This window comes from Pseudomonas sp. S2_C03 (genome assembly GCF_054668405.1).
Genome location: NZ_CP162766.1, coordinates 5,229,095 through 5,249,062, shown reverse-complemented (window position 1 = coordinate 5,249,062; position 19,968 = coordinate 5,229,095). Strand labels below are relative to the sequence as shown.

General features: G+C 59.7%; 18 protein-coding genes. 14 read left to right on the top strand and 4 right to left on the bottom strand.

Features of this window, described 5'->3' with window-relative positions; translation table 11 throughout:
* Positions 1 to 96: 96 nt before the first annotated feature.
* The 3 genes from gabD to AB4N64_RS24110 all read left to right on the top strand — a co-directional run bounded on the left by gabD (position 97) and on the right by AB4N64_RS24110 (position 4,358).
* Positions 97 to 1,539: an NADP-dependent succinate-semialdehyde dehydrogenase gene (gabD, locus tag AB4N64_RS24120; protein WP_460119179.1), complete on the top strand. Its 1,443-nt coding sequence runs from the start codon at positions 97 to 99 to the stop codon at positions 1,537 to 1,539.
* Positions 1,540 to 1,728: 189 nt separating this feature from the next.
* On the top strand, positions 1,729 to 3,006 hold the full coding sequence (gene gabT / locus AB4N64_RS24115; RefSeq protein WP_460119177.1) for a 4-aminobutyrate--2-oxoglutarate transaminase: 1,278 nt from the start codon (positions 1,729 to 1,731) through the stop codon (positions 3,004 to 3,006).
* A 137-nt stretch (positions 3,007 to 3,143) separates the two neighbouring features.
* Positions 3,144 to 4,358: an HDOD domain-containing protein gene (locus tag AB4N64_RS24110; RefSeq protein WP_460119175.1), complete on the top strand. Its 1,215-nt coding sequence runs from the start codon at positions 3,144 to 3,146 to the stop codon at positions 4,356 to 4,358.
* A 36-nt stretch (positions 4,359 to 4,394) separates the two neighbouring features.
* Here AB4N64_RS24110 and AB4N64_RS24105 read toward each other — a convergent pair whose 3' ends face one another.
* Both AB4N64_RS24105 and desA read right to left on the bottom strand, forming a co-directional pair.
* Positions 4,395 to 5,384 carry a GGDEF domain-containing protein gene (locus tag AB4N64_RS24105; protein ID WP_460119173.1) on the bottom strand — a complete coding sequence of 330 codons (990 nt, stop codon included), beginning with the start codon at positions 5,382 to 5,384 and terminating at the stop codon, positions 4,395 to 4,397.
* A gap of 144 nt (positions 5,385 to 5,528) precedes the next feature.
* A complete protein-coding gene (desA, locus tag AB4N64_RS24100; protein WP_460126855.1) occupies positions 5,529 to 6,716 on the bottom strand; it encodes a delta-9 fatty acid desaturase DesA in 1,188 nt (395 codons plus the stop codon).
* 148 nt (positions 6,717 to 6,864) lie between these two features.
* Between desA and dibA the strand changes: the two genes are divergently transcribed.
* The 6 genes from dibA (at position 6,865) to AB4N64_RS24070 (ending at position 13,071) form a co-directional block, all read left to right on the top strand.
* The gene (dibA, locus tag AB4N64_RS24095; RefSeq protein WP_460119171.1) at positions 6,865 to 8,796 is read left to right on the top strand and encodes a phosphodiesterase DibA; all 1,932 of its coding nucleotides are present in this window, start codon (positions 6,865 to 6,867) and stop codon (positions 8,794 to 8,796) included.
* 153 nt (positions 8,797 to 8,949) lie between these two features.
* On the top strand, positions 8,950 to 9,132 hold the full coding sequence (gene oscA / locus AB4N64_RS24090) for a sulfur starvation response protein OscA (RefSeq protein ID WP_007945260.1): 183 nt from the start codon (positions 8,950 to 8,952) through the stop codon (positions 9,130 to 9,132).
* Between the two features lie 70 nt (positions 9,133 to 9,202).
* Positions 9,203 to 10,216 (top strand): sulfate ABC transporter substrate-binding protein, encoded by a 1,014-nt coding sequence (locus AB4N64_RS24085; RefSeq protein ID WP_460119169.1) that lies wholly within the window; start codon positions 9,203 to 9,205, stop codon positions 10,214 to 10,216.
* 157 nt (positions 10,217 to 10,373) lie between these two features.
* Positions 10,374 to 11,192, top strand: a complete 819-nt coding sequence (gene cysT / locus AB4N64_RS24080; RefSeq protein ID WP_460119167.1) for a sulfate ABC transporter permease subunit CysT — start codon at positions 10,374 to 10,376, stop codon at positions 11,190 to 11,192.
* 13 nt (positions 11,193 to 11,205) lie between these two features.
* Positions 11,206 to 12,078: a sulfate ABC transporter permease subunit CysW gene (gene cysW / locus AB4N64_RS24075; protein ID WP_460119165.1), complete on the top strand. Its 873-nt coding sequence runs from the start codon at positions 11,206 to 11,208 to the stop codon at positions 12,076 to 12,078.
* Positions 12,079 to 12,081: 3 nt separating this feature from the next.
* Entirely contained in the window at positions 12,082 to 13,071 is a 990-nt protein-coding gene (locus tag AB4N64_RS24070) for a sulfate/molybdate ABC transporter ATP-binding protein (RefSeq protein WP_460119163.1), read from the top strand.
* A 108-nt stretch (positions 13,072 to 13,179) separates the two neighbouring features.
* On the opposite strand, the gene AB4N64_RS24065 is transcribed toward AB4N64_RS24070, so the two are convergent.
* Positions 13,180 to 13,701, bottom strand: a complete 522-nt coding sequence (locus AB4N64_RS24065) for an Mpo1 family 2-hydroxy fatty acid dioxygenase (protein WP_460119161.1) — start codon at positions 13,699 to 13,701, stop codon at positions 13,180 to 13,182.
* Positions 13,702 to 13,785: 84 nt separating this feature from the next.
* On the opposite strand from AB4N64_RS24065, the gene AB4N64_RS24060 reads away from it, so the two are divergent.
* Positions 13,786 to 14,472 carry a Crp/Fnr family transcriptional regulator gene (locus tag AB4N64_RS24060; protein ID WP_460119159.1) on the top strand — a complete coding sequence of 229 codons (687 nt, stop codon included), beginning with the start codon at positions 13,786 to 13,788 and terminating at the stop codon, positions 14,470 to 14,472.
* Between the two features lie 112 nt (positions 14,473 to 14,584).
* On the opposite strand, the gene AB4N64_RS24055 is transcribed toward AB4N64_RS24060, so the two are convergent.
* Positions 14,585 to 15,589, bottom strand: coding sequence for an AraC family transcriptional regulator (locus AB4N64_RS24055; RefSeq protein WP_460119157.1), 1,005 nt, complete (start codon positions 15,587 to 15,589; stop codon positions 14,585 to 14,587).
* Positions 15,590 to 15,689: 100 nt separating this feature from the next.
* Between AB4N64_RS24055 and AB4N64_RS24050 the strand changes: the two genes are divergently transcribed.
* The 4 genes from AB4N64_RS24050 (at position 15,690) to AB4N64_RS24035 (ending at position 19,959) form a co-directional block, all read left to right on the top strand.
* Positions 15,690 to 16,763 (top strand): fatty acid desaturase, encoded by a 1,074-nt coding sequence (locus AB4N64_RS24050; RefSeq protein ID WP_460119155.1) that lies wholly within the window; start codon positions 15,690 to 15,692, stop codon positions 16,761 to 16,763.
* A gap of 448 nt (positions 16,764 to 17,211) precedes the next feature.
* On the top strand, positions 17,212 to 17,793 hold the full coding sequence (locus tag AB4N64_RS24045; protein ID WP_414883324.1) for an alpha/beta hydrolase: 582 nt from the start codon (positions 17,212 to 17,214) through the stop codon (positions 17,791 to 17,793).
* Positions 17,794 to 17,852: 59 nt separating this feature from the next.
* A complete protein-coding gene (locus AB4N64_RS24040; protein WP_460119152.1) occupies positions 17,853 to 18,779 on the top strand; it encodes a sigma 54-interacting transcriptional regulator in 927 nt (308 codons plus the stop codon).
* A 163-nt stretch (positions 18,780 to 18,942) separates the two neighbouring features.
* Positions 18,943 to 19,959 carry a hypothetical protein gene (locus AB4N64_RS24035; protein WP_460119150.1) on the top strand — a complete coding sequence of 339 codons (1,017 nt, stop codon included), beginning with the start codon at positions 18,943 to 18,945 and terminating at the stop codon, positions 19,957 to 19,959.
* The last annotated feature ends 9 nt before the right edge of the window (positions 19,960 to 19,968 follow it).

Sequence of the window (19,968 nt, the reverse complement as noted above, 5' to 3'; positions counted from 1 at the left end):
CCCGGTGAATGATTTCCCTGACGGCAGCCTTCAAGGCGCCTTTCTACAATCATAATCCGCTCCGCGCGTGCGCGGTGCTGTTCAAGGAAAGCCGACATGCAGCTTAAAGACACCCAGTTGTTCCGCCAGCAAGCCTTCATTGATGGCGCTTGGGTCGATGCGGACAATGGTCAGACGATCAAGGTCAACAACCCGGCAACGGGTGAAATCCTGGGCACCGTGCCGAAGATGGGCGCTGCCGAAACCCGCCGCGCCATCGAAGCGGCCGACAAGGCGCTGCCGGCCTGGCGTGCACTGACCGCCAAGGACCGCGCCAACAAGCTGCGTCGCTGGTTCGAGTTGATCATCGAGAACCAGGACGACCTGGCGCGCCTGATGACCCTCGAGCAAGGCAAGCCATTGGCCGAAGCCAAGGGCGAAATCGTTTATGCCGCTTCCTTCATCGAGTGGTTCGCCGAAGAGTCCAAGCGCATCTACGGTGACGTGATCCCGGGCCACCAGCCAGACAAGCGCCTGATCGTGATCAAGCAGCCAATCGGCGTGACCGCCGCGATTACCCCGTGGAACTTCCCGGCCGCTATGATCACCCGTAAAGCCGGCCCGGCCCTGGCCGCCGGTTGCACCATGGTGCTCAAGCCTGCTTCGCAAACCCCGTTCTCGGCTTTCGCCCTGGCCGAACTGGCCCAGCGTGCCGGTATTCCGGCTGGCGTGTTCAGTGTGGTGACCGGCAGCGCCGGCGACATCGGCAGCGAGCTGACCGGTAACCCGATCGTGCGCAAATTGTCCTTCACCGGTTCGACCGAAATCGGTCGCCAACTGATGTCCGAATGCGCCAAGGACATCAAGAAAGTGTCCCTGGAACTGGGCGGCAACGCGCCGTTCATCGTGTTTGACGACGCGGACCTGGATAAGGCTGTCGAAGGCGCGATCATTTCCAAGTACCGCAACAACGGCCAGACCTGCGTCTGCGCCAACCGCCTGTACATTCAGGATTCGGTCTACGACGCGTTCGCCGAGAAGCTGAAAGCGGCTGTGGCCAAGCTGAAGATCGGCAACGGTCTGGAAGAAGGCACCACCACTGGCCCGCTGATCGACGAAAAAGCCGTGGCCAAGGTTCAGGAGCACATCGCTGACGCGGTTTCCAAAGGCGCCACCGTGCTGTCCGGCGGCAAGTCCATCGAAGGCAACTTCTTCGAGCCGACCATCCTGACCAACGTGCCAAAGAACGCGGCCGTGGCCAAGGAAGAAACCTTCGGTCCATTGGCACCGCTGTTCCGCTTCAAAGATGAAGCCGAAGTGATTGCGATGTCCAACGACACTGAATTCGGTCTGGCTTCTTACTTCTATGCCCGTGATCTGGGTCGTGTGTTCCGTGTCGCCGAAGCCCTGGAATACGGCATGGTGGGCGTCAACACCGGCCTGATCTCCAACGAAGTTGCGCCTTTCGGCGGCATCAAGGCCTCGGGCCTGGGCCGTGAAGGCTCCAAGTACGGCATCGAAGATTACCTGGAAATCAAATACCTCTGCCTGGGCATCTAAGGCGTCCCGGCAAGGCATTGCTTCAAGCGCAAAGGGCACGAGAGCGCTGTCCTTTGCGCCGCTTCAAATGGCAAATTTCTTTGCGGCCGGGAACGCCGTGGCAGTCGATCATCGCATGCTGCCGCCGTTGACTCCCCGCCGCTTCATCCTTGAACCACGCCGCCCGATGAGCGGTGAATGAGGACTGTAATGAGCAAGACTAACGCTGATTTGATGGCCCGCCGTGTCGCCGCTGTACCTCGCGGTGTTGGCCAGATTCACCCGATCTTCGCCGAGTCCGCGAAGAACGCCACCGTGACGGACGTTGAAGGTCGCGAGTTCATCGACTTCGCCGGCGGCATTGCCGTGCTGAACACTGGCCACGTGCACCCGAAAATCATTGCCGCCGTGACCGAGCAGTTGAACAAGCTGACCCACACCTGCTTCCAGGTACTGGCCTATGAGCCATACGTGGAACTGTGCGAAAAAATCAACGCCAAGGTGCCGGGTGATTTCGCCAAGAAAACCCTGCTGGTCACCACCGGTTCCGAAGCGGTCGAGAACGCCGTGAAAATCGCCCGTGCGGCGACTGGCCGTGCCGGCGTGATCGCGTTCACTGGCGCTTACCACGGTCGCACCATGATGACCCTGGGCCTGACCGGTAAAGTCGTACCTTACTCGGCTGGCATGGGCCTGATGCCAGGTGGCATCTTCCGCGCGCTGTACCCGAACGAGCTGCACGGTGTGAGCATCGACGACTCGATCGCCAGCATCGAACGCATCTTCAAGAACGACGCAGAGCCAAAAGACATCGCCGCGATCATCATCGAGCCTGTTCAGGGTGAAGGTGGTTTCTACGTGGCACCCAAAGAATTCATGAAGCGCCTGCGTGCCCTGTGCGACCAGCACGGCATCCTGCTGATCGCTGACGAAGTGCAAACCGGCGCTGGTCGTACCGGCACCTTCTTCGCCATGGAGCAGATGGGCGTTGCCGCCGACCTGACCACCTTCGCCAAGTCCATCGCGGGCGGCTTCCCGCTGGCCGGTGTGTGCGGCAAGGCCGACTACATGGACGCCATCGCTCCAGGCGGCCTGGGCGGCACCTACGCCGGTAGCCCGATCGCTTGCGCTGCGGCGCTGGCCGTGATGGAAGTGTTCGAAGAAGAGCACCTGCTGGACCGCTGCAAGGCCGTCGGCGAGCGTCTGGTGACTGGCCTCAAGGCTATCCAGGCCAAGTACCCGGTGATCGGCGAAGTGCGTGCCCTGGGCGCGATGATCGCCGTCGAGCTGTTCGAAAACGGCGACAGCCACAAGCCAAACGCTGCCGCTGTAGCCTCGGTCGTGGCCAAGGCGCGCGACAAGGGCCTGATCCTGCTGTCCTGCGGCACCTATGGCAACGTTCTGCGCGTACTGGTGCCGCTGACTTCGCCGGATGAGCAACTGGACAAAGGCCTGGCAATCATCGAAGAGTGCTTCTCGGAGCTTTGATTAGAGCCTCGATGATTGTGTGACCTGATCGACAAAAAACCCGCTCCGGCGGGTTTTTTGTTGCCTGCGAAACACCCTGGCCTGTTTCGAATCGCGCACATTGTCTAAGGTGCATGTATTGAGAGGGAGCTTTGTGCATGACTGCTGTTGATTTGCCTGCCGTACCCCGAGTGCTGATTGCTGAGGCGGACCCCTGGTCGCGCGATCTGCTCAAGGAAGTCCTGCTGAAAGTGCGTTGCGATGCGCGCCTGGATCTGTGTGCCGATGGCAAGGACGCGCTGGCGCGTCTGGCAGAAAACGCCTACGACCTGGTCATCGCCGACTGGGAGTTGCCGGGCGTGGATGGCCTCAACGTCCTGCGTGGCATTCGTCAGCGCAAACGTCAGCCACCGCTGCCATTCATCCTGATGAGCAGCCGCAGCGACAGCGCCAGCGTGCGCGAGGCATTGCCCCTGGCGCCCACCGCCTACCTGACCAAGCCGTTGAACATGGACAGCCTGACCCGGCGCCTGCAGGGTTTGCTGCTTGACGCCGGTGAAGAAGTGTTCTGTGAGATTCCGGCGCTGGCGCCAGGCATGACACTGTCGGTGTTTCTTGAGCGTCGCCGCGACCTGACCGAGGGCGCGCCGCTGATGACCGATGTGCAATTGGCGGTCAAACGCAGCCTCAACCCCAATGGCCTGGACCTCACGCGACTGGAAGATGAAGTACGTAACGATCCACAAATTACTGCGGTGCTGATCGCCGCTGCCAACAGTGCGGCCCAGCATCATGGTGCGGGCGTGCAAACCCTGTCCCAGGCGCTGCAACGCCTGGGCACCGGTCAGAGCATGAACCTGATTCTCGGTCTTGCGTTGAAGCGCAGCGCGCAGCTCAGTGATCCTCTTCTTGCCGATTACGCCGAGCGTTTTTGGGACCTCTCGCTGCACACCGCCGAATACGCCCGCACGCTGGCGCGCTTGCTGGATCTGGATCAGGAGCGCTGTTACTGCGCGGGCATGTTGCATCGCTTGGGCGACCTGGCGTTGCTGCGCTGCTTGCAGGAGTGGCGGCAGGCCGGCGGTGAGCTGGATGAATGGGAAGAAGTCGGCGAGGCGCTGGCCGAATTTGGCGCGGCCTACGGTTCGGCGCTGCGCACCCGCTGGCGGCTGCCCCTGGAGCTGCGTGAGCTGATTGCGGCGGTGTATCAGCTCGGTGGTGGGGTTTATTCCCGCGAGGCGCTGGTGATGAACATGGCGGCGCAGTTGGCGCGGCTGAACGAGCATGAGGGGCTGGAAGAGCTGGCCAAAAGCCGGACGGCGCGGTTGCTCAAGATCGGTTTGCCGGAACTGGTGCGGATGCGCAAGAAATAAGACCGTCGCTCCCACAGTTGTTATGTGTACAGGCCATCACCCCGAAATAATCCGGTTCTTGCCCTGACGTTTGGCTTCGTACATCGCCGCGTCTGCCCGGGCAAACAGGCTTTCGATGCTTGCATCCTCGGCCTTCAGGTTGGTCAGGCCCTGGCTGACGGTGATACCGAACGTCCTTTGCTCATGGTTGAAGCTCAGTCGCTGAATCTCCCGTTGCAAACGTTCGGCCACTTGCAGGGCCATGTCGGGGGCACACCCTGGGAACACCGCCGCAAACTCCTCGCCACCAATACGCCCGAACACATCGCCCCGTCGCAAGGCGCCGCGCCCGGTCTCGGCGATCTGCTGCAACACCTTGTCGCCCTCGGGGTGGCCGTAGGTGTCGTTGATCTGCTTGAAGTCATCGATGTCCAGCAACAGGAACGCCAGGGGGCCGCCTTGCTGGCGAGCCAGCTCGAATTCGCGGTGGGCACAGTCGAAGAAGTGCCGACGGTTACTGCTCTGGGTCAGCACATCGGTGGTCGCGAGGCGATGCAGCTCGCTTTCCATGTTTTTCTTGTCGGTGATGTCTTCGGCAAAGCCGACAATGATTACCGGCTGGCCCGGCTCCACCTGGCGTTTGAGGAAGCACTTGTCACTCAGCCAGCGCACCTGGCCATCGGCGGCGATGATGCGGTACTCACGGTCTTCGACCGCGCCCTTGACCAGTACTTCGGCGAGGCTGCGCTCGGCGTATTCCAGATCGTCCGGGTAAATGCTGTCGCGCCACTGGTTGTAGTCGCTCAGTAACAGACCCGCGGAACGACCAAATATCCGTTCATAGGCAGGGCTGACATAAAGCACCTGGCGGGTTTCCCAATTGAACGCCCACAGCACGGCGTTGACGCTCACCAGCAGAGCGCTGAACAACTGTTCGCGTTCACTCAGGCGGGCGACCTCTCCCTGGGCATGCATCAAGGCCATCAGGGTTTGCGCGGCCTCGGGCCACGGGGGGACGGATGAGTCTTGCAGGTTCTTGTTGAGCATCGACACAAATCTCAAAGGGCGTGCTGCGTGTTCGACAGCGGCTACAGCCAGGCCCGCCGTAGTGGCGAAGTGTTTTTGAGATATGAGATTTGGAGCGAAGTTCCGAAGGGTGCGCCCCTGAACAGGGCGCACCGATCAACGGTGTCAGGCGACAGTGGCGGGGCGTAGGGAGTAGGTCTTCAACTGGTCGGCGAAATCGCGCAGCGACTGAATCCCGCTGGCTTCGGCTTCGTGGACCCAGTCCTTGATCGCCGCCAGCATGTCGTGACCATTTGCACTGGTCTTGACCCAGATCTGCTGCAAGGCCAGTCGTTTCTCGTAAATTACCTTCAGCGCCTGACTGTGCTCGAGCATGGTCTGGATGCGAACATGGTGTTTGTCATCGAGCAGGCTGGTCTCGCGCGCGAGCAGGCGCTTGGCCCGGTGGAACTGGTGACGGACCGAGTGATCGACCTTTTCCAGCTCCTGTTTGACCAGCGGCGCGATGACCAGTTTGCGGTACTGGGCCATGATCTGGAAGCGGTTGTTAAGGATGGCGATGGCGGTGTCCATGTCCAGGATGCCCTTGCCTTCGACCCTATGGGCGATTGGCGCCACCCGTTGCACCTTGGCCAGGCGCAGGAAACTGAAGACCTGGATCCAGGCCCAGCCCAGGTCGAATTCCCACTTTTTCACCGACAGTTTGGCCGAGTTAGGGTAGGTGTGATGATTGTTATGCAGTTCTTCGCCGCCAATCAGGATGCCCCACGGCACCAGGTTGGTCGCGGCATCGCGGCATTCGAAGTTGCGGTAACCCACGGCATGCCCAAGGCCGTTGACCACGCCGGCCGCCCAGATCGGGATCCACATCATCTGGATGGCCCAGATGGTGATGCCGATGGTGCCGAACAGCAGCAGGTCGATGACCGCCATGATCATCACGCCCAGCTTGGGGTAGCGGCTGTAAAGGTTGCGCTCGATCCAGTCCTCGGGGCAGTTCTTGCCGTAGATGCGCAGGGTTTCGGGATTTTCGGCCTCGGCGCGGTACAGCTCGGCGCCTTTGCGCAGCACCGTGGACAAGCCTTTGATGACCGGGCTGTGCGGATCATCGACCGTTTCGCACTTGGCGTGATGCTTGCGGTGAATGGCGGTCCACTCGCGGGTGTTCTGGGCTGTGGTCAGCCACAGCCAGAAGCGGAAGAAATGTTTCAGGCCGGCATTGAGCTCAAGGGAGCGATGGGCTGAATAACGATGCAGATAGACCGTGACGCCGATGATCGTGACGTGGGTCATCAGCAGGGTGACTGCCACCAGAGACCAGGGCGACAAGCCGAGAAAACCTTGGTACCACATAGACAATTGGGCCCTCGAATAAAGAAAAAACAGCCGTTGCATTATCACTGAGCACACAGATAAAACCAGTCGCTCTTTCAGATAAGAGTCTCTGGATGTTACTTAACTTATAATTCGAAACCTTTTTCAGGGACAGGGACAGCACGAAATGTCTGCCACCTATCGCGTCGCATTGCGTGCGGCACTGTTCTACCTGCTGCTGTCAGTCGTATGGCTGCAGGTGAGTGGTTATTTATTGAACAGTTTCTTCGATGGCTCCGACGAGCAGATGCGCTGGCAACTGATCAACGGCTATTTCTGGGTCCTGTTCAGCGCCGGGCTGATCTTCGTTGCCCGTACGCGATTGCTGCGTTGCCTGGGCTTCGGCGCCACATTGCGCGAACATCATGAGGATCGCGAGCGTCTGCGTCAGGCTGCGGCCGTGTTCGATTGCACCCGTGAGGGCGTGCTGGTCACCAACGGCGAGGGGGTGATCGTCCATGTAAACCGCGCTTTCATGCAAATCACCGGTTATCAGCAAGAAGAAGTCCTGGGTCAGGAGCCCAGGATGTTCAAGTCCGGCCACCATCCGGCATCGTTCTACCAGACCATGTTCAACACGCTGCAGCGCGGCGGCGAATGGAGCGGTGAAATCTGGAACCGTCGTAAAAGTGGTGAAATTTACCCGCAATGGCAGACGATCCGCCTGATTCGCGATGATCACGGTGAGCCCAGTCACTACGTCGCAGTATTTTCCGACATCAGCAAGATCAAGGACTCGGAGCACGAGCTCAAGTACCTCGCACACCACGACCCGCTGACCGACCTGCCCAATCGGCTGCTGTTCACCGACCGCGCCCAGCAGGCCCTGGCGTCGGCACAGATCAACAAGCGCGGCTGTGCGCTGCTGCTGATCGATCTGGATCACTTCAAAATGATCAACGACAGCCTGGGCCACACCGTCGGCGACAAACTGCTCAAGGCGGTGGCCAAACGCCTGAAAGCAATGTTCGGCCCGGGCATTACCCTGGCCCGGCTCGGCGGTGACGAGTTCGCGGTGCTGGCGGAGAACTGCCCGCAACTGGTGCAGGCGGCGGCGCTGGCCCAACGGATCCTTGATGGTCTGCGCGAGCAATTCCCGATCGATGACCACCAGTTGTTCATCAACGCGAGTATTGGCATCAGCCTGTTTCCTGGCGATGCCCTGAGCGCCGAACAACTGTTGCGCAATGCTGACTCGGCCTTGTTCAAGACCAAAAGCGCGGGACGCGATGGCTACGCGCTGTACACCGAAGAACTGACCGCCCATGCACAGCAGCGGGTCGAAACCACGTTTGAGCTGCGCCGGGCGTTGGAGCAGCAGGAACTGCGCGTGCATTATCAGCCTGTGCATGACCTCAAGTCCGGCCGCCTGGTGGGCGTCGAGGCGCTGGTACGTTGGGAGCATCCACAAAGGGGACTGGTATCGCCCGCCGAGTTCATTCCAATTGCCGAACGTACCGGCCTGATTGCCGAGATAGACGCCTGGGTCATGCGTCAGGCCTGCGAGCAGATGTGCCAGTGGCAACAGGCGGGCGTCGTGTTGTCGTTTGTCGCGGTGAATGTTTCATCACGCCTGTTCGCCCGTCACGAGTTGTATCAGCAAGTGGCGCAGGCCCTGCACGACACCGGGCTGGATCCGGCGTACCTGGAACTGGAAGTCACCGAAAGCGCAGTCATGGACGACCCGGAAGTGGCACTGGAACAGATGTACCGCCTGCGCGAGCTGGGTGTGCGGTTGGCCATCGATGATTTCGGCACGGGTTATTCATCGTTGCTGCGCCTCAAGCGCTTGCCAGTGCAGAAGCTCAAGATCGACCAGGGTTTTGTCGCTGGCTTGCCTTGGGACGAAGACGATGGCGCCATCGTGCGGGTGATCATCGCCTTGGCACAAAGCATGGGCATGCAAGTGCATGCCGAGGGGATCGAACAGGTCGAGCAGGCCGCGTTCATCCTCGAGCAGGGCGGCGATCTCGGCCAGGGCTACTGGTTCGGCCGCCCCATGCCGGCCGAACAACTCGACTGGACCCGAGCCCCGTTAATCCCCGTCGTCACCTCCTGACAGCTTGCAGCTTGCAGCTTGAAGCTGCTTTTTAGTTCTATAAACATTCTTAAATAGTCTTTTTAAGAATATCTGCATCTCTCTACTATTGGTCTCACGCCGTAAGCAGTCCCGAAAGCTGCCAGGCAACCTCTCAGTCGAAGGAGCAGCACCATGAGCGCATCCCTGCGTAGCGTTGACGGTCAAGACGAAGCCACCATTTTGCGTGAGATCCAGAGCGCCCTGCGCGACCTGCGTTTCGGCGCCGTGGAAATCACGGTGCACAACGCCCAGGTGGTGCAGATCGAGCGCAAGGAAAAATTCCGCTTGCAGAACCCGAGCAACAAGCCGAGCTGAACCGCCGGCAAGCCGCTTCCCGCCCCCTATAAAAAAAGCCAACACACTTAGAATTCCAGGAGCTTTCACCATGTCGTCGATTCGTCATTTCGCTTTGGCCGCCCTGGCCAGTGCCCTTTTTGCGGGTTCCGCGGTTGCCAAGGACTATGAGCTGCTCAACGTGTCGTACGATCCGACCCGTGAGCTGTATCAGGACTACAACGCCGAATTCGTCAATTTCTGGAAGAAAAGCAATCCAGGCGACAACGTGAAAATCCAGCAGTCCCATGGCGGTTCGGGCAAGCAGGGCCGCGCCGTCATCGACGGGCTGCGCGCCGACGTCGTGACCCTGGCCCTGGCCGGCGACATCGACGAAATCGCCAAACTGGGCAAGACCCTGCCGGCTGATTGGCAGAAACGCCTGCCGGACGCGAGTACGCCTTACACGTCGACCATCGTGTTCCTGGTGCGCAAGGGCAACCCAAAAGGCATCAAGGACTGGGGCGACCTGGTCAAGAATGACGTGTCGGTCATTACACCCAACCCGAAAACCTCCGGCGGCGCACGCTGGAACTTCCTGGCGGCCTGGGCCTATGGCCTCAAAGCCAACGGCGGTGACGAGGCCAAGGCCAAGCAATATGTAGAGACCTTGTTCAAGCACGTGCCTGTGCTGGACACGGGCGCTCGTGGTTCGACCATCACCTTCGTCAACAATGGTCAGGGCGACGTACTGCTCGCCTGGGAAAACGAAGCTTTTCTGGCCCTGAAAGAAGATGGCGGCGCCGATAAGTTCGAGATCGTCGTGCCTTCGCTGTCGATCCTTGCCGAACCGCCCGTTGCAGTGGTCGATAAAAACGCCGAGAAGAAGGGCAACGAGCAAATCGCCGAAGCTTACCTCAAACACCTGTACAGCCCGGCCGGCCAGGAAATCGCCGCGAAGAACTTCTACCGTCCACGGGATAAGGACGTGGCCGCCAAGTACACCCAACAGTTCCCGAAACTGGAACTGGTGACCATCGACAAGGACTTTGGCGGCTGGAAAACTGCACAGCCGAAGTTCTTCAATGACGGTGGCGTGTTCGACCAGATCTATCAGGCGCAGTAATCTACCCAATACGAGCCTGGATGCTCAGGCATACAAACCTGTAGGAGCGAGCTTGCTCGCGATAGCGGAGTGTCAGTCAACGTATGTATCAACTGACCCACCGCCATCGCGAGCAAGCTCGCTCCTCCAGGATTGCGTTTATTGACCAAGGACTTTTATGTCGCGTCGTATCTCCCCCGTCATACCCGGCTTCGGGCTGACGCTGGGCTACACCTTGGTGTACCTCAGTCTGATTGTGCTTATTCCGCTGGCAGCGATGTTTGTCCATGCGGCCCAACTCACCTGGGATCAGTTCTGGGCCATTGTCTCGGCGCCCCGCGTGCTGGCCGCATTGAAGCTGAGCTTTGGCACCGCGCTGTACGCTGCAATCATCAACGGCATCATTGGTACGTTGCTGGCCTGGGTGCTGGTGCGCTATACCTTCCCGGGTCGCAAGATCATCGATGCGATGATCGACCTGCCGTTCGCCCTGCCCACCGCCGTGGCGGGTATCGCGTTGACCGCGTTGTACGCGCCGGCAGGCCTGGTCGGGCAATTCGCTACTGACCTGGGTTTCAAAATCGCTTATTCCCCTCTCGGCATCACCCTGGCACTGACCTTCGTCACGCTGCCGTTCGTGGTCCGCACCGTGCAGCCGGTGTTGGCTGACATTCCTCGTGAGGTTGAGGAGGCGGCCGCTTGCCTGGGTGCAAAACCGCTTCAGGTGTTCCGTCATATCCTTGTGCCCGCGCTGCTGCCCGCTTGGCTGACCGGTTTCGCCCTCGCCTTCGCTCGTGGTGTCGGGGAGTACGGCTCGGTGATTTTCATCGCCGGCAACATGCCAATGAAAACCGAGATCCTGCCGCTGCTGATCATGGTCAAGCTCGACCAGTACGATTACACCGGCGCGACGGCCATTGGCGTGCTGATGCTGGTGGTTTCCTTCGTCCTGTTGCTGCTGATCAACCTGCTGCAACGCCGCATCGAAACCCCATAAGGAGGCGCGAACCATGTCCCAATCGTCTATTGCGGCCGCCTCTTCGGCCAATGCTGCCCGCCGTGGCAGTGCCACTTCCCGACGCGTCCTGATCGGCCTCGGCTGGTTGGTGTTTGCGCTGTTCCTGTTGTTGCCCCTGTTGATCGTTGTGTCTCAGGGCCTGAAGAATGGCCTGGGGTCTTTTTTTACCGCGATCCTTGAACCGGACGCCCTGTCGGCGCTGAAACTCACGGTGATCGCCGTATTGATTTCGGTACCGCTGAACCTGGTGTTCGGCGTCAGCGCCGCGTGGTGCGTGAGCAAGTACTCGTTCCGTGGCAAGAGCATTCTGGTGACGTTGATCGACCTGCCATTCTCGGTGTCGCCGGTCATCGCGGGTCTGGTGTATGTGTTGATGTTCGGTGCTCAGGGCCTGTTCGGGCCGTGGCTGCAGGATCACGACATCCAGATCGTCTTCGCCTTGCCGGGCATCGTGCTGGCGACGATTTTCGTCACCGTGCCGTTCGTGGCGCGCGAGCTGATCCCGTTGATGCAGGAACAAGGCACTCAGGAAGAGGAAGCCGCACGCCTGCTGGGCGCCAATGGCTGGCAGATGTTCTGGCACGTCACCGTCCCCAACATCAAATGGGGCCTGATCTACGGCGTGGTGCTGTGTACCGCCCGTGCGATGGGTGAGTTCGGGGCGGTGTCGGTGGTTTCCGGGCACATTCGCGGGGTGACCAACACCTTGCCGCTGCACGTCGAGATCCTCTACAACGAATACAACCACGTGGCTGCGTTCGCGGTTGCGAGCCTGTTGCTGATCATGGCGCTCTTCATCTTGCTGCTCAAGCAGTGGAGCGAAAACCGTATTAACCGCCTGCGCGCCAGCGCCGCGGAGGAATAATTCATGTCGATCGAAGTGCGTAACGTCAGCAAGAATTTCAACGCGTTCAAGGCCCTGGACCACATCAGCCTGGATATTCAGAGCGGCGAACTGGTGGCGCTGCTGGGCCCGTCGGGTTGCGGCAAGACCACGCTGCTACGGATCATCGCCGGCCTGGAAACGCCGGATCAGGGCAACATCGTGTTCCATGGCGAGGACGTTTCCGGCCACGACGTGCGTGATCGCAACGTCGGCTTCGTGTTCCAGCACTACGCCCTGTTCCGCCACATGACGGTGTTCGACAACGTCGCGTTCGGCCTGCGCATGAAACCGAAAAACCAGCGTCCGAGCGAAAGCCAGATTGCCACCAAGGTTCACGAGCTGTTGAACATGGTGCAACTGGACTGGCTGTCGGATCGCTACCCGGAGCAACTGTCGGGGGGACAGCGCCAGCGTATCGCCCTGGCTCGCGCCCTGGCGGTGGAGCCCAAGGTGCTGCTGCTGGACGAACCGTTCGGCGCCCTCGACGCCAAGGTTCGCAAGGAGCTGCGGCGCTGGTTGGCGCGGTTGCACGAAGACATCAACCTGACCTCGGTGTTCGTGACCCATGACCAGGAAGAAGCGATGGAAGTCGCCGACCGTATCGTGGTGATGAACAAGGGCGTGATCGAGCAGATCGGCTCGCCGGGAGATGTCTACGAAAACCCCGCCAGTGATTTCGTCTACCACTTCCTCGGCGACTCGAACCGCCTGCACTTGGGCGAGGACAACCATGTGCTGTTCCGTCCGCACGAAGTGTCGCTGTCACGGCATGAACTGGATGATCACCACGCCGCCGAAGTGCGCGATATTCGTCCGCTGGGCGCGACGACCCGAGTGACGTTGAAGGTTGAAGGGCAGAGCGATCTGATCGAGGCCGAAGTGGTAAAGGACCACGACAGCCTGATTGGGCTGGCGAAGGGGGAGACGCTGTTCTTCAAACCGAAGGTCTGGCAGAAAGTCGCCAATCTCTAAAAGCGAAAAGCATCGCGGGCAAGCCCGCTCCTACAGTGGGCCGGTGTGAACACAAAATCTGTGATCAACCGGTAACGCTGTGGGAGCGGGCTTGCCCGCGCTAGCGATCTAAGCCGCTGCGCGATTCGGATTGACTCGCACCCCACCCACCCGCGCCTCGATCTGCTCTTTGAGGCCGTGCCGCATCCCCAGCAGGAACGCCAGTTCCACCACCACGAACAACGGCCCGACGATCAATCCGGTCAGGTCATCGACAAACGCCGGCTTGCGTCCTTCGTAATAATGCCCGACAAACTGGATGGCCCAGCCCACCACGAACAGCCCGGTGCCGCTGGCCAGCCAGACCAGGGTGCTTTGCTGCGCTACGGCGTGGCCCGCCCAAACGGCCAGCCCCATCAAGGCGCTCATCAGGACGCCCAGGCGCAGTTCCAGGCGCAGGTAGAACCAGGCCGATGCCAGGGCCACCAGCACCGCCGGGGAAAGCCAGCCACCGGCCCATTGCGGACGGGCCAGCAACACGGCCACCGCCACGACAATCAGGGGAATGCCGACAAAGTGGCTGGCGATATTGCGCGGGTCACGGTGATAGGCGGCGTATTGGCTGAGTTGGTCAACGAGGGTTTTTTTCATTGTTATTCCTCCTGTAGGGTGATCGATCATGCCCCGGGTTCGGCGTTCGCTCTGTCAGCCAGGCGACAATCTCCAGGAGTTTCGATGGACATGCAGGTTTGGCGCTCGCGCCTGATGACGGGCCAGTGGTTCAGCCATCTTCCTTCGCCCTTACAGAATAGTCTGCTGTCGACCGCCAGGGTGCGACGCCTGGCGGCCGGACAGCGTCTGTTCAAACGCGGTGATCCACCCTGCGGGTTGTACGCGGTGCTGGACGGCGCGATACGCATCGCAACGGTGAGTGAACAGGGCAAGGAAGCGTTGCTGAGCCTGGTGGAACCGCCGCACTGGTTCGGTGAAATCTGCCTGTTCGACGGCCAACCGCGCACCCACGATGCGTTTGCCATGGGAGAATGCGCGCTGCTGCACATTGCGCAGTTGACGCTGCTGGCCCTGCTCGACGAGCAGCCTGCCTACTGGCGACAACTGGCTCTGCTGATGAGCCAGAAACTGCGGCTGACCTTCATCAACCTCGAGCAGCTGAGCCTGATGCCGGCCCCGGCCCGTCTGGCTCATCGCCTGTTGCTGATCGCCGAGGGCTATGGCGAACTCGACCCACCACGGCGAGTCCTGCACCTGCCACAGGAGCAATTGGCGTCGATGCTGTCGCTGTCACGCCAAACCACCAATCAAATTCTCAAGGACTTGCAGGGGCAAGGGATTCTGAATTTGAAGTATGGCGAGATTGTGATTCTGGATGTGGGGCGGTTGCGGGGGTTGGCTTCGATCTGAAGGGTGGGTTGTCTGGGCTGGCCCTATCGCGAGCAAGCTCGCTCCTACAGGGTTCTGTGTCTGACACAAATCCTCTGTAGGAGCGAGCTTGCTCGCGATGGGGCCATTTCAGTCACCGCAACCCATCCCGAAACTGCCCCGGTGTCATCCCGGTCCAGCGCTTGAACGCACGACTGAAACTGCTGGTGTCGGCAAACCCCAGCAGGTAGCTGATCTCATTCAACGAACATTGCGGGTCTCGCAGGTGCAGCAGGGCGAGGTTCTCGCGGCTTTCGTTGAGCAGTGTGTCGAATCGGCAACCTTCGTCCGCCAAGTGCCGTTGCAGGCTGCGCAGGCTCAGGTGCAGGGCTTGGGCGATGTGCTCTGCGCTGGGTTCACCCTCGGGCAGTTGCTCTTCGATGGCGTCGCGCACCTTGCGCTCCCAGGTCAGCGGTTTGAGCTGCGCCAGGGTGCGCTTGAGCACGGCTTCATTGTGCTCGGCCAGTTCCGGGTTGGCATCGTCCAGGTGGCTGTCGAAATCCGCCAGGGAAAACTCCAGCCGGTCCTCGGCAGCCGAAAAATGGACCGGGGCGCGAAACACCTTGTGCCATTGATGCGGGTCTGCCGGTTCGGGGCGGCGCAGGTACACCGCCAGTGGCGCGTAATCCCGACCGAGACGGTTGCGACAAGTGCGCACGTAGATTGCCATGAAGGCGTCGATGGCCTCGAAGGCCGGCGATGGATTGCCGGGCGGGATGTGCAAGCGAAAGTGATAGCGGTCTTCGGCACGGCTCAATTCAAGCACCAGGGCATCGCTGACCACCGGGTGATAGCGCACGATGCGCTCGAACACCTCGCGCAAGCTGCCGCTCGCCACCAAGGCATAACCGAGGGCATGGAATGTGGTCGGGCTGACGAATCGAGACACGCGCAACCCAATCGCCGGGTCGCCGCTGGCCTGCACGGCGATTTCCCAAAAGCGTGTGGTGCCGGACAACGGGTAACGTGCGTTCGGGTCGTCCATCCATTGCGGGTCGAGCCCCGCCTGCCTGCACAGGTCGGTGCTGTCCAGACCCAGCGCATCGAGTTGCTTGCGCAGGGCACGGGTCCAGCTGGCGAGGGTGGTCGGTTCACTCATGCTGATTGGCGCTTCCGGTCAACAGGTTGGCGTCTACGGCTACCACGTGTCGAGACTTCACAGGGCAGGATGCGAACATCAATAACCAGAGGATGGAAGCATGGAAGGTACTTCTGCAAGTCCCCAGCGACACAATGCAGCGCAGCGTTCGGCGCACATTCGCGAAGTGGTGTTGGCCAAGGGGGTCGAGCTGCGTAGGCGTTTTCCGATTCTTAACCATCAAGATGCCTTGGGCGCGGCCATCCTGGCCTTCGCGCTGGCGGGGATGATCGGCTCGGCAGCGCTCTATCTCGGTGGCTACATGGCAGGGTGGGTGTGCCTGCTGCTCAACGCATTTTTCGCTTCGCTGACCCATGAACTGGAACACGACCTGATCCATAGCATGTACTTTCGCAAGCAGCGCGTGCCGCACAACCTGATGATGGGTTTGGTGTGGCTGGCGCGGCCAAGCACGATCAACCCGTGGATTCGCCGGCAGTTGCATCTCAACCACCACAAGCTGTCCGGCACCGAAGCAGATATGGAAGAGCGGGCGATCACCAATGGCGAACCCTGGGGCATCGCCCGGTTGCTGATGGTCGGCGACAACATGATGTCGGCCTTTATCCGCCTGCTGCGGGCCGGGACCTGGGCGCACAGATTCAGCATCTTCAAGCGCGTGCTCAAGGTCTACGCGCCGCTGGCGTTGCTGCATTGGGGAGCGTGGTACGTGTTCCTGGGCTTCCATGCTGCCAATGGCGTCGCCGCCGTGTTGGGCACGAGTGTCGAGTGGTCGGCGACCACGCTGGCGGTGATGCAGGTGATCGACATCGCGGTGGTGGTGATCATCGGGCCGAACGTATTGCGCACTTTTTGCCTGCATTTCATCAGTTCGAACATGCACTACTACGGCGATGTGGAACCGGGCAACGTGATTCAACAGACCCAAGTGCTGAACCCCTGGTGGTTGTGGCCGATGCAGGCGTTCTGCTTCAACTTCGGCAGCAGCCACGGCATTCACCATTTTGTGGTGAAGGAGCCGTTCTATATCCGCCAGATGACCGTACCGGTGGCGCACAAGGTCATGCGTGAGATGGGCGTTCGGTTCAATGATTACGGCACTTTTGCGCGGGCCAACCGCTTTGCACGCAAGGAGGACACGGCGATGGAGGAGGTGCGCACGGCCCAGGCCTGATCGATGACCCCGGAAACTCAACGAAGCACTCGTCATCAATCTGACCCAAACGGGCGTTAGGTTTGGAGGTTATCGGGTGGTTCAGCTTGATATGCGTAATTGGCCTAAGCAGGTAATTAAATATTCCTTTATCGGATATCCGTTTCAGCCAATCATCACCTCATCAGATTTGAGTTTTCCGGGGCCGTCTCCTTGGCAGGGTGCGGTCCCTTTTTTATTCCTTGAATAACCCCCGCAAACCTACCCCTGTAGGAGCGAGCTTGCTCGCGATGGCGCTGGGTCAGCTAGCATCATCGAGGATTGATACACCGCTATCGCGAGCAAGCTCGCTCCTACAGAGGCTTTCTTATATTCGATAGGTCTTAATAAATAGCTTCTTATTCCTTAACGAATATAACTCTCCTCCCTATACTCGGTCAGCAACAGACACGCAGCAGGAGAGTTCCCCATGCGCAACGAATCCATCCGTTACCTGATTGTGCCGGGCTGGCAAGGATCGCCAGAAGATCATTGGCAGTCCCATTGGCAAAACAGCTTGCCGAACAGCGCGCGGGTGGAACAGGCCGACTGGCTGACGCCGCGTCGTGAAGACTGGGTGGCGGCGCTCGCCGAGGCGATTGCTGCCGACAGTACGCCGGTGATCCTGATCGCCCATAGCCTGGGGTGCATCACGGTCGCGCATTGGGCGGCCACTGCGCCGCTGAATTTCTTGCGTCAGGTACGCGGGGCCTTGCTGGTTGCACCGGCCGATGTCGAGCGTCCAGCGTGTGCGCCAGCGCTGCGCAACTTTGCGCCGATTCCGACCGATCTCTTGCCGTTTCCCAGCCAGGTCGTCAGCTCCGACAACGACAGCGCCGTCAGTGCGCCGCGGGCCTTGGAGCTGGCGCGCAACTGGGGTGCCGAGGCGGGAATTCTCTCAGGTGCCGGGCACATCAACGTGAAGTCTGGTCATCAGCGTTGGGAGCAGGGGTTTGCCTATCTGTACCGCCTGCAGAACCGCATGGAACATCACGCGCTGCGTCGCGCTTGAGCCCTTTATATTTTTAAAACGCCCCCCCGTCTCCCGGCGGTTTGGGGCGGGAGTCTGCCATGAGTCTTGAAATCTTCGGCCAGCCGCTGCTGACCTTCCCCGACGCCGAAAAAAGCCCCCTGAGCATCCGCGCCAAGGCGCTGGTGTTCGTCGATCCGCGCTCACGCCAGCTACGCGAGGAACTGGAGCAACTGGCACCGCGCGAGGTCTCGGTACTGATCCGTGGCGAAACCGGTAGCGGCAAGGAATTGCTAGCCCGGCATATCCATCGTGCCAGCGATCGTGGCGGGTTGTTCGTGTCGGTCAATTGCGGGGCGATCAGCCCGACCTACGCGGATGCCGAATTGTTCGGTTATGCGGCAGGCAGTCATAACGGCTCGGCGAGCAGTCGTGCCGGGTGGTTCGGGTCGGCCAATGGCGGCACGCTCTACCTGGACGAGATCGGCGACCTGCCGCTGCCAATTCAGACCAAGCTGCTCGCGGCGCTGGAAAACCACGAAGTCACCCGCGTCGGCGCCACCCACCCCAGCCCGGTGGACGTGCGCCTGGTGGCGGCGACCAGCATCGATCTGGCTCAGGCAGTGGCGGCTGGAAAATTCCACGAGCGGCTTTACCACTACCTCAGCGAAGGCCAACTCGAATTGCCGGCGTTGCGTGAGCGGGTTGGCGACATCCTGTCGCTGTCCGAGTACTTCCTGGGCATCTACAGCCAGCGTCTGGACCTGCCCGTGCCGCTGATCAGCGAGTCCGCGCAGCGGGTCCTGGAGCGCCACAACTGGCCCGGCAATACTCGCGAGTTGGAGAACGTGATCCACTTTGCGCTGTTGGTCAGCAGCGGCGACGAAATCCTTCCGGAGCATCTGAATCTGCCCACGACATCGCCGTCTGTGCCCGTTATCCAGAACTTGATCACCCAAGTCCTGAAAATGGGAGACGCCTGCGATCGTGAGGCGTTAATTCAATACCTTCGTAGTTTGAATATTTAACGCGCCGATCGTTCGTCATCTATTCCATTGTTGTGTTTGGAAAATGTTGTAATGCGGGCGTAACAATTTTTCCTGCGTGATCGGTGGTGGCCCTGTCGTATTCTTTTTCCTTGTGGATATTTGATATCCAAAACGACTAAATTGTTTAAGGAAAAAGATTGTAATGGACTTCATTAATAATGACGCGGCGACCATTCCGGATATTGACGACGTTCGAAGTTCCGGTCATGCCCTGGAGTCATATGCACTTGCCGATGCGGGGATGGCACCGAACTGGATAGAGCTAAAACACTTTGGCGTATTTTCCGCCTGGGGAGGAAACCGTCTCTACGCCAATGGCCGTCAGCAATTGAAACTTATCGTTGTCGTACAGGCTGTCGGTTCAGATTACAAAGTCGTCAAGCTTTCCCGGGAGGAGGTGGAGAGCATCCACTTAGTGGATGCTTACACGAACACGGCACTGCCGATCGATACCATCCACGATGGTGAGCGCGCTTCCTGGAAATGCTCGCTGGCGCGCAATGAAAGATTCCAACCCTTTCCTTACTCTGGCGATCTGCAGGGCCCCGATACGCGTGGTAAGGACACGGTGCTGAAGGAGTTCTTTGTCAGCAGCAACAGTTTGGAGCCTATCAAGCTGGTGGCCGCCATTACGCGTTCGGATGGCAAAGTATTTTATTCGCAAGACACTGCAGAATACGGCCATATCAGTCTTAATACGGTTCCACCTGCAACTTATCGCAAAGAACAATACAGATTGGGTCGTTCATCGGTTTACCTGCCAGCGACGCAGAATGTCGCCAAAGTAGACCGTTATGTACTGGACCTGATACTCGAGCAACGTCATTTGAAGTTTGTCGAGTGCAACATGCCCTTCAAATTGCAAGCCCGCAGCAACCATCATGACTACCTTGGGTATTATGTTGTTCCCTATTTCAATGGCGGCAAGGCCGACAGCGATCTTTGGGCCACCTGGGAAACTGCAGATCACGTTGCGGCGAGTGATGACGAGTCAGGGAGAATGGTTTTCCTGTTGCACTTTGCAAAAAAAGGCGGACGCGGTCAGATTCGGTCCGATTCATTTCAGGCCAAGGCTTATCTTCGGGATATGTTCGGCAATCAGCATGTACTCAACATCACGTTGAATATGGCCGATCCGTCGATCATCGAGATCAATTAATCACCCATC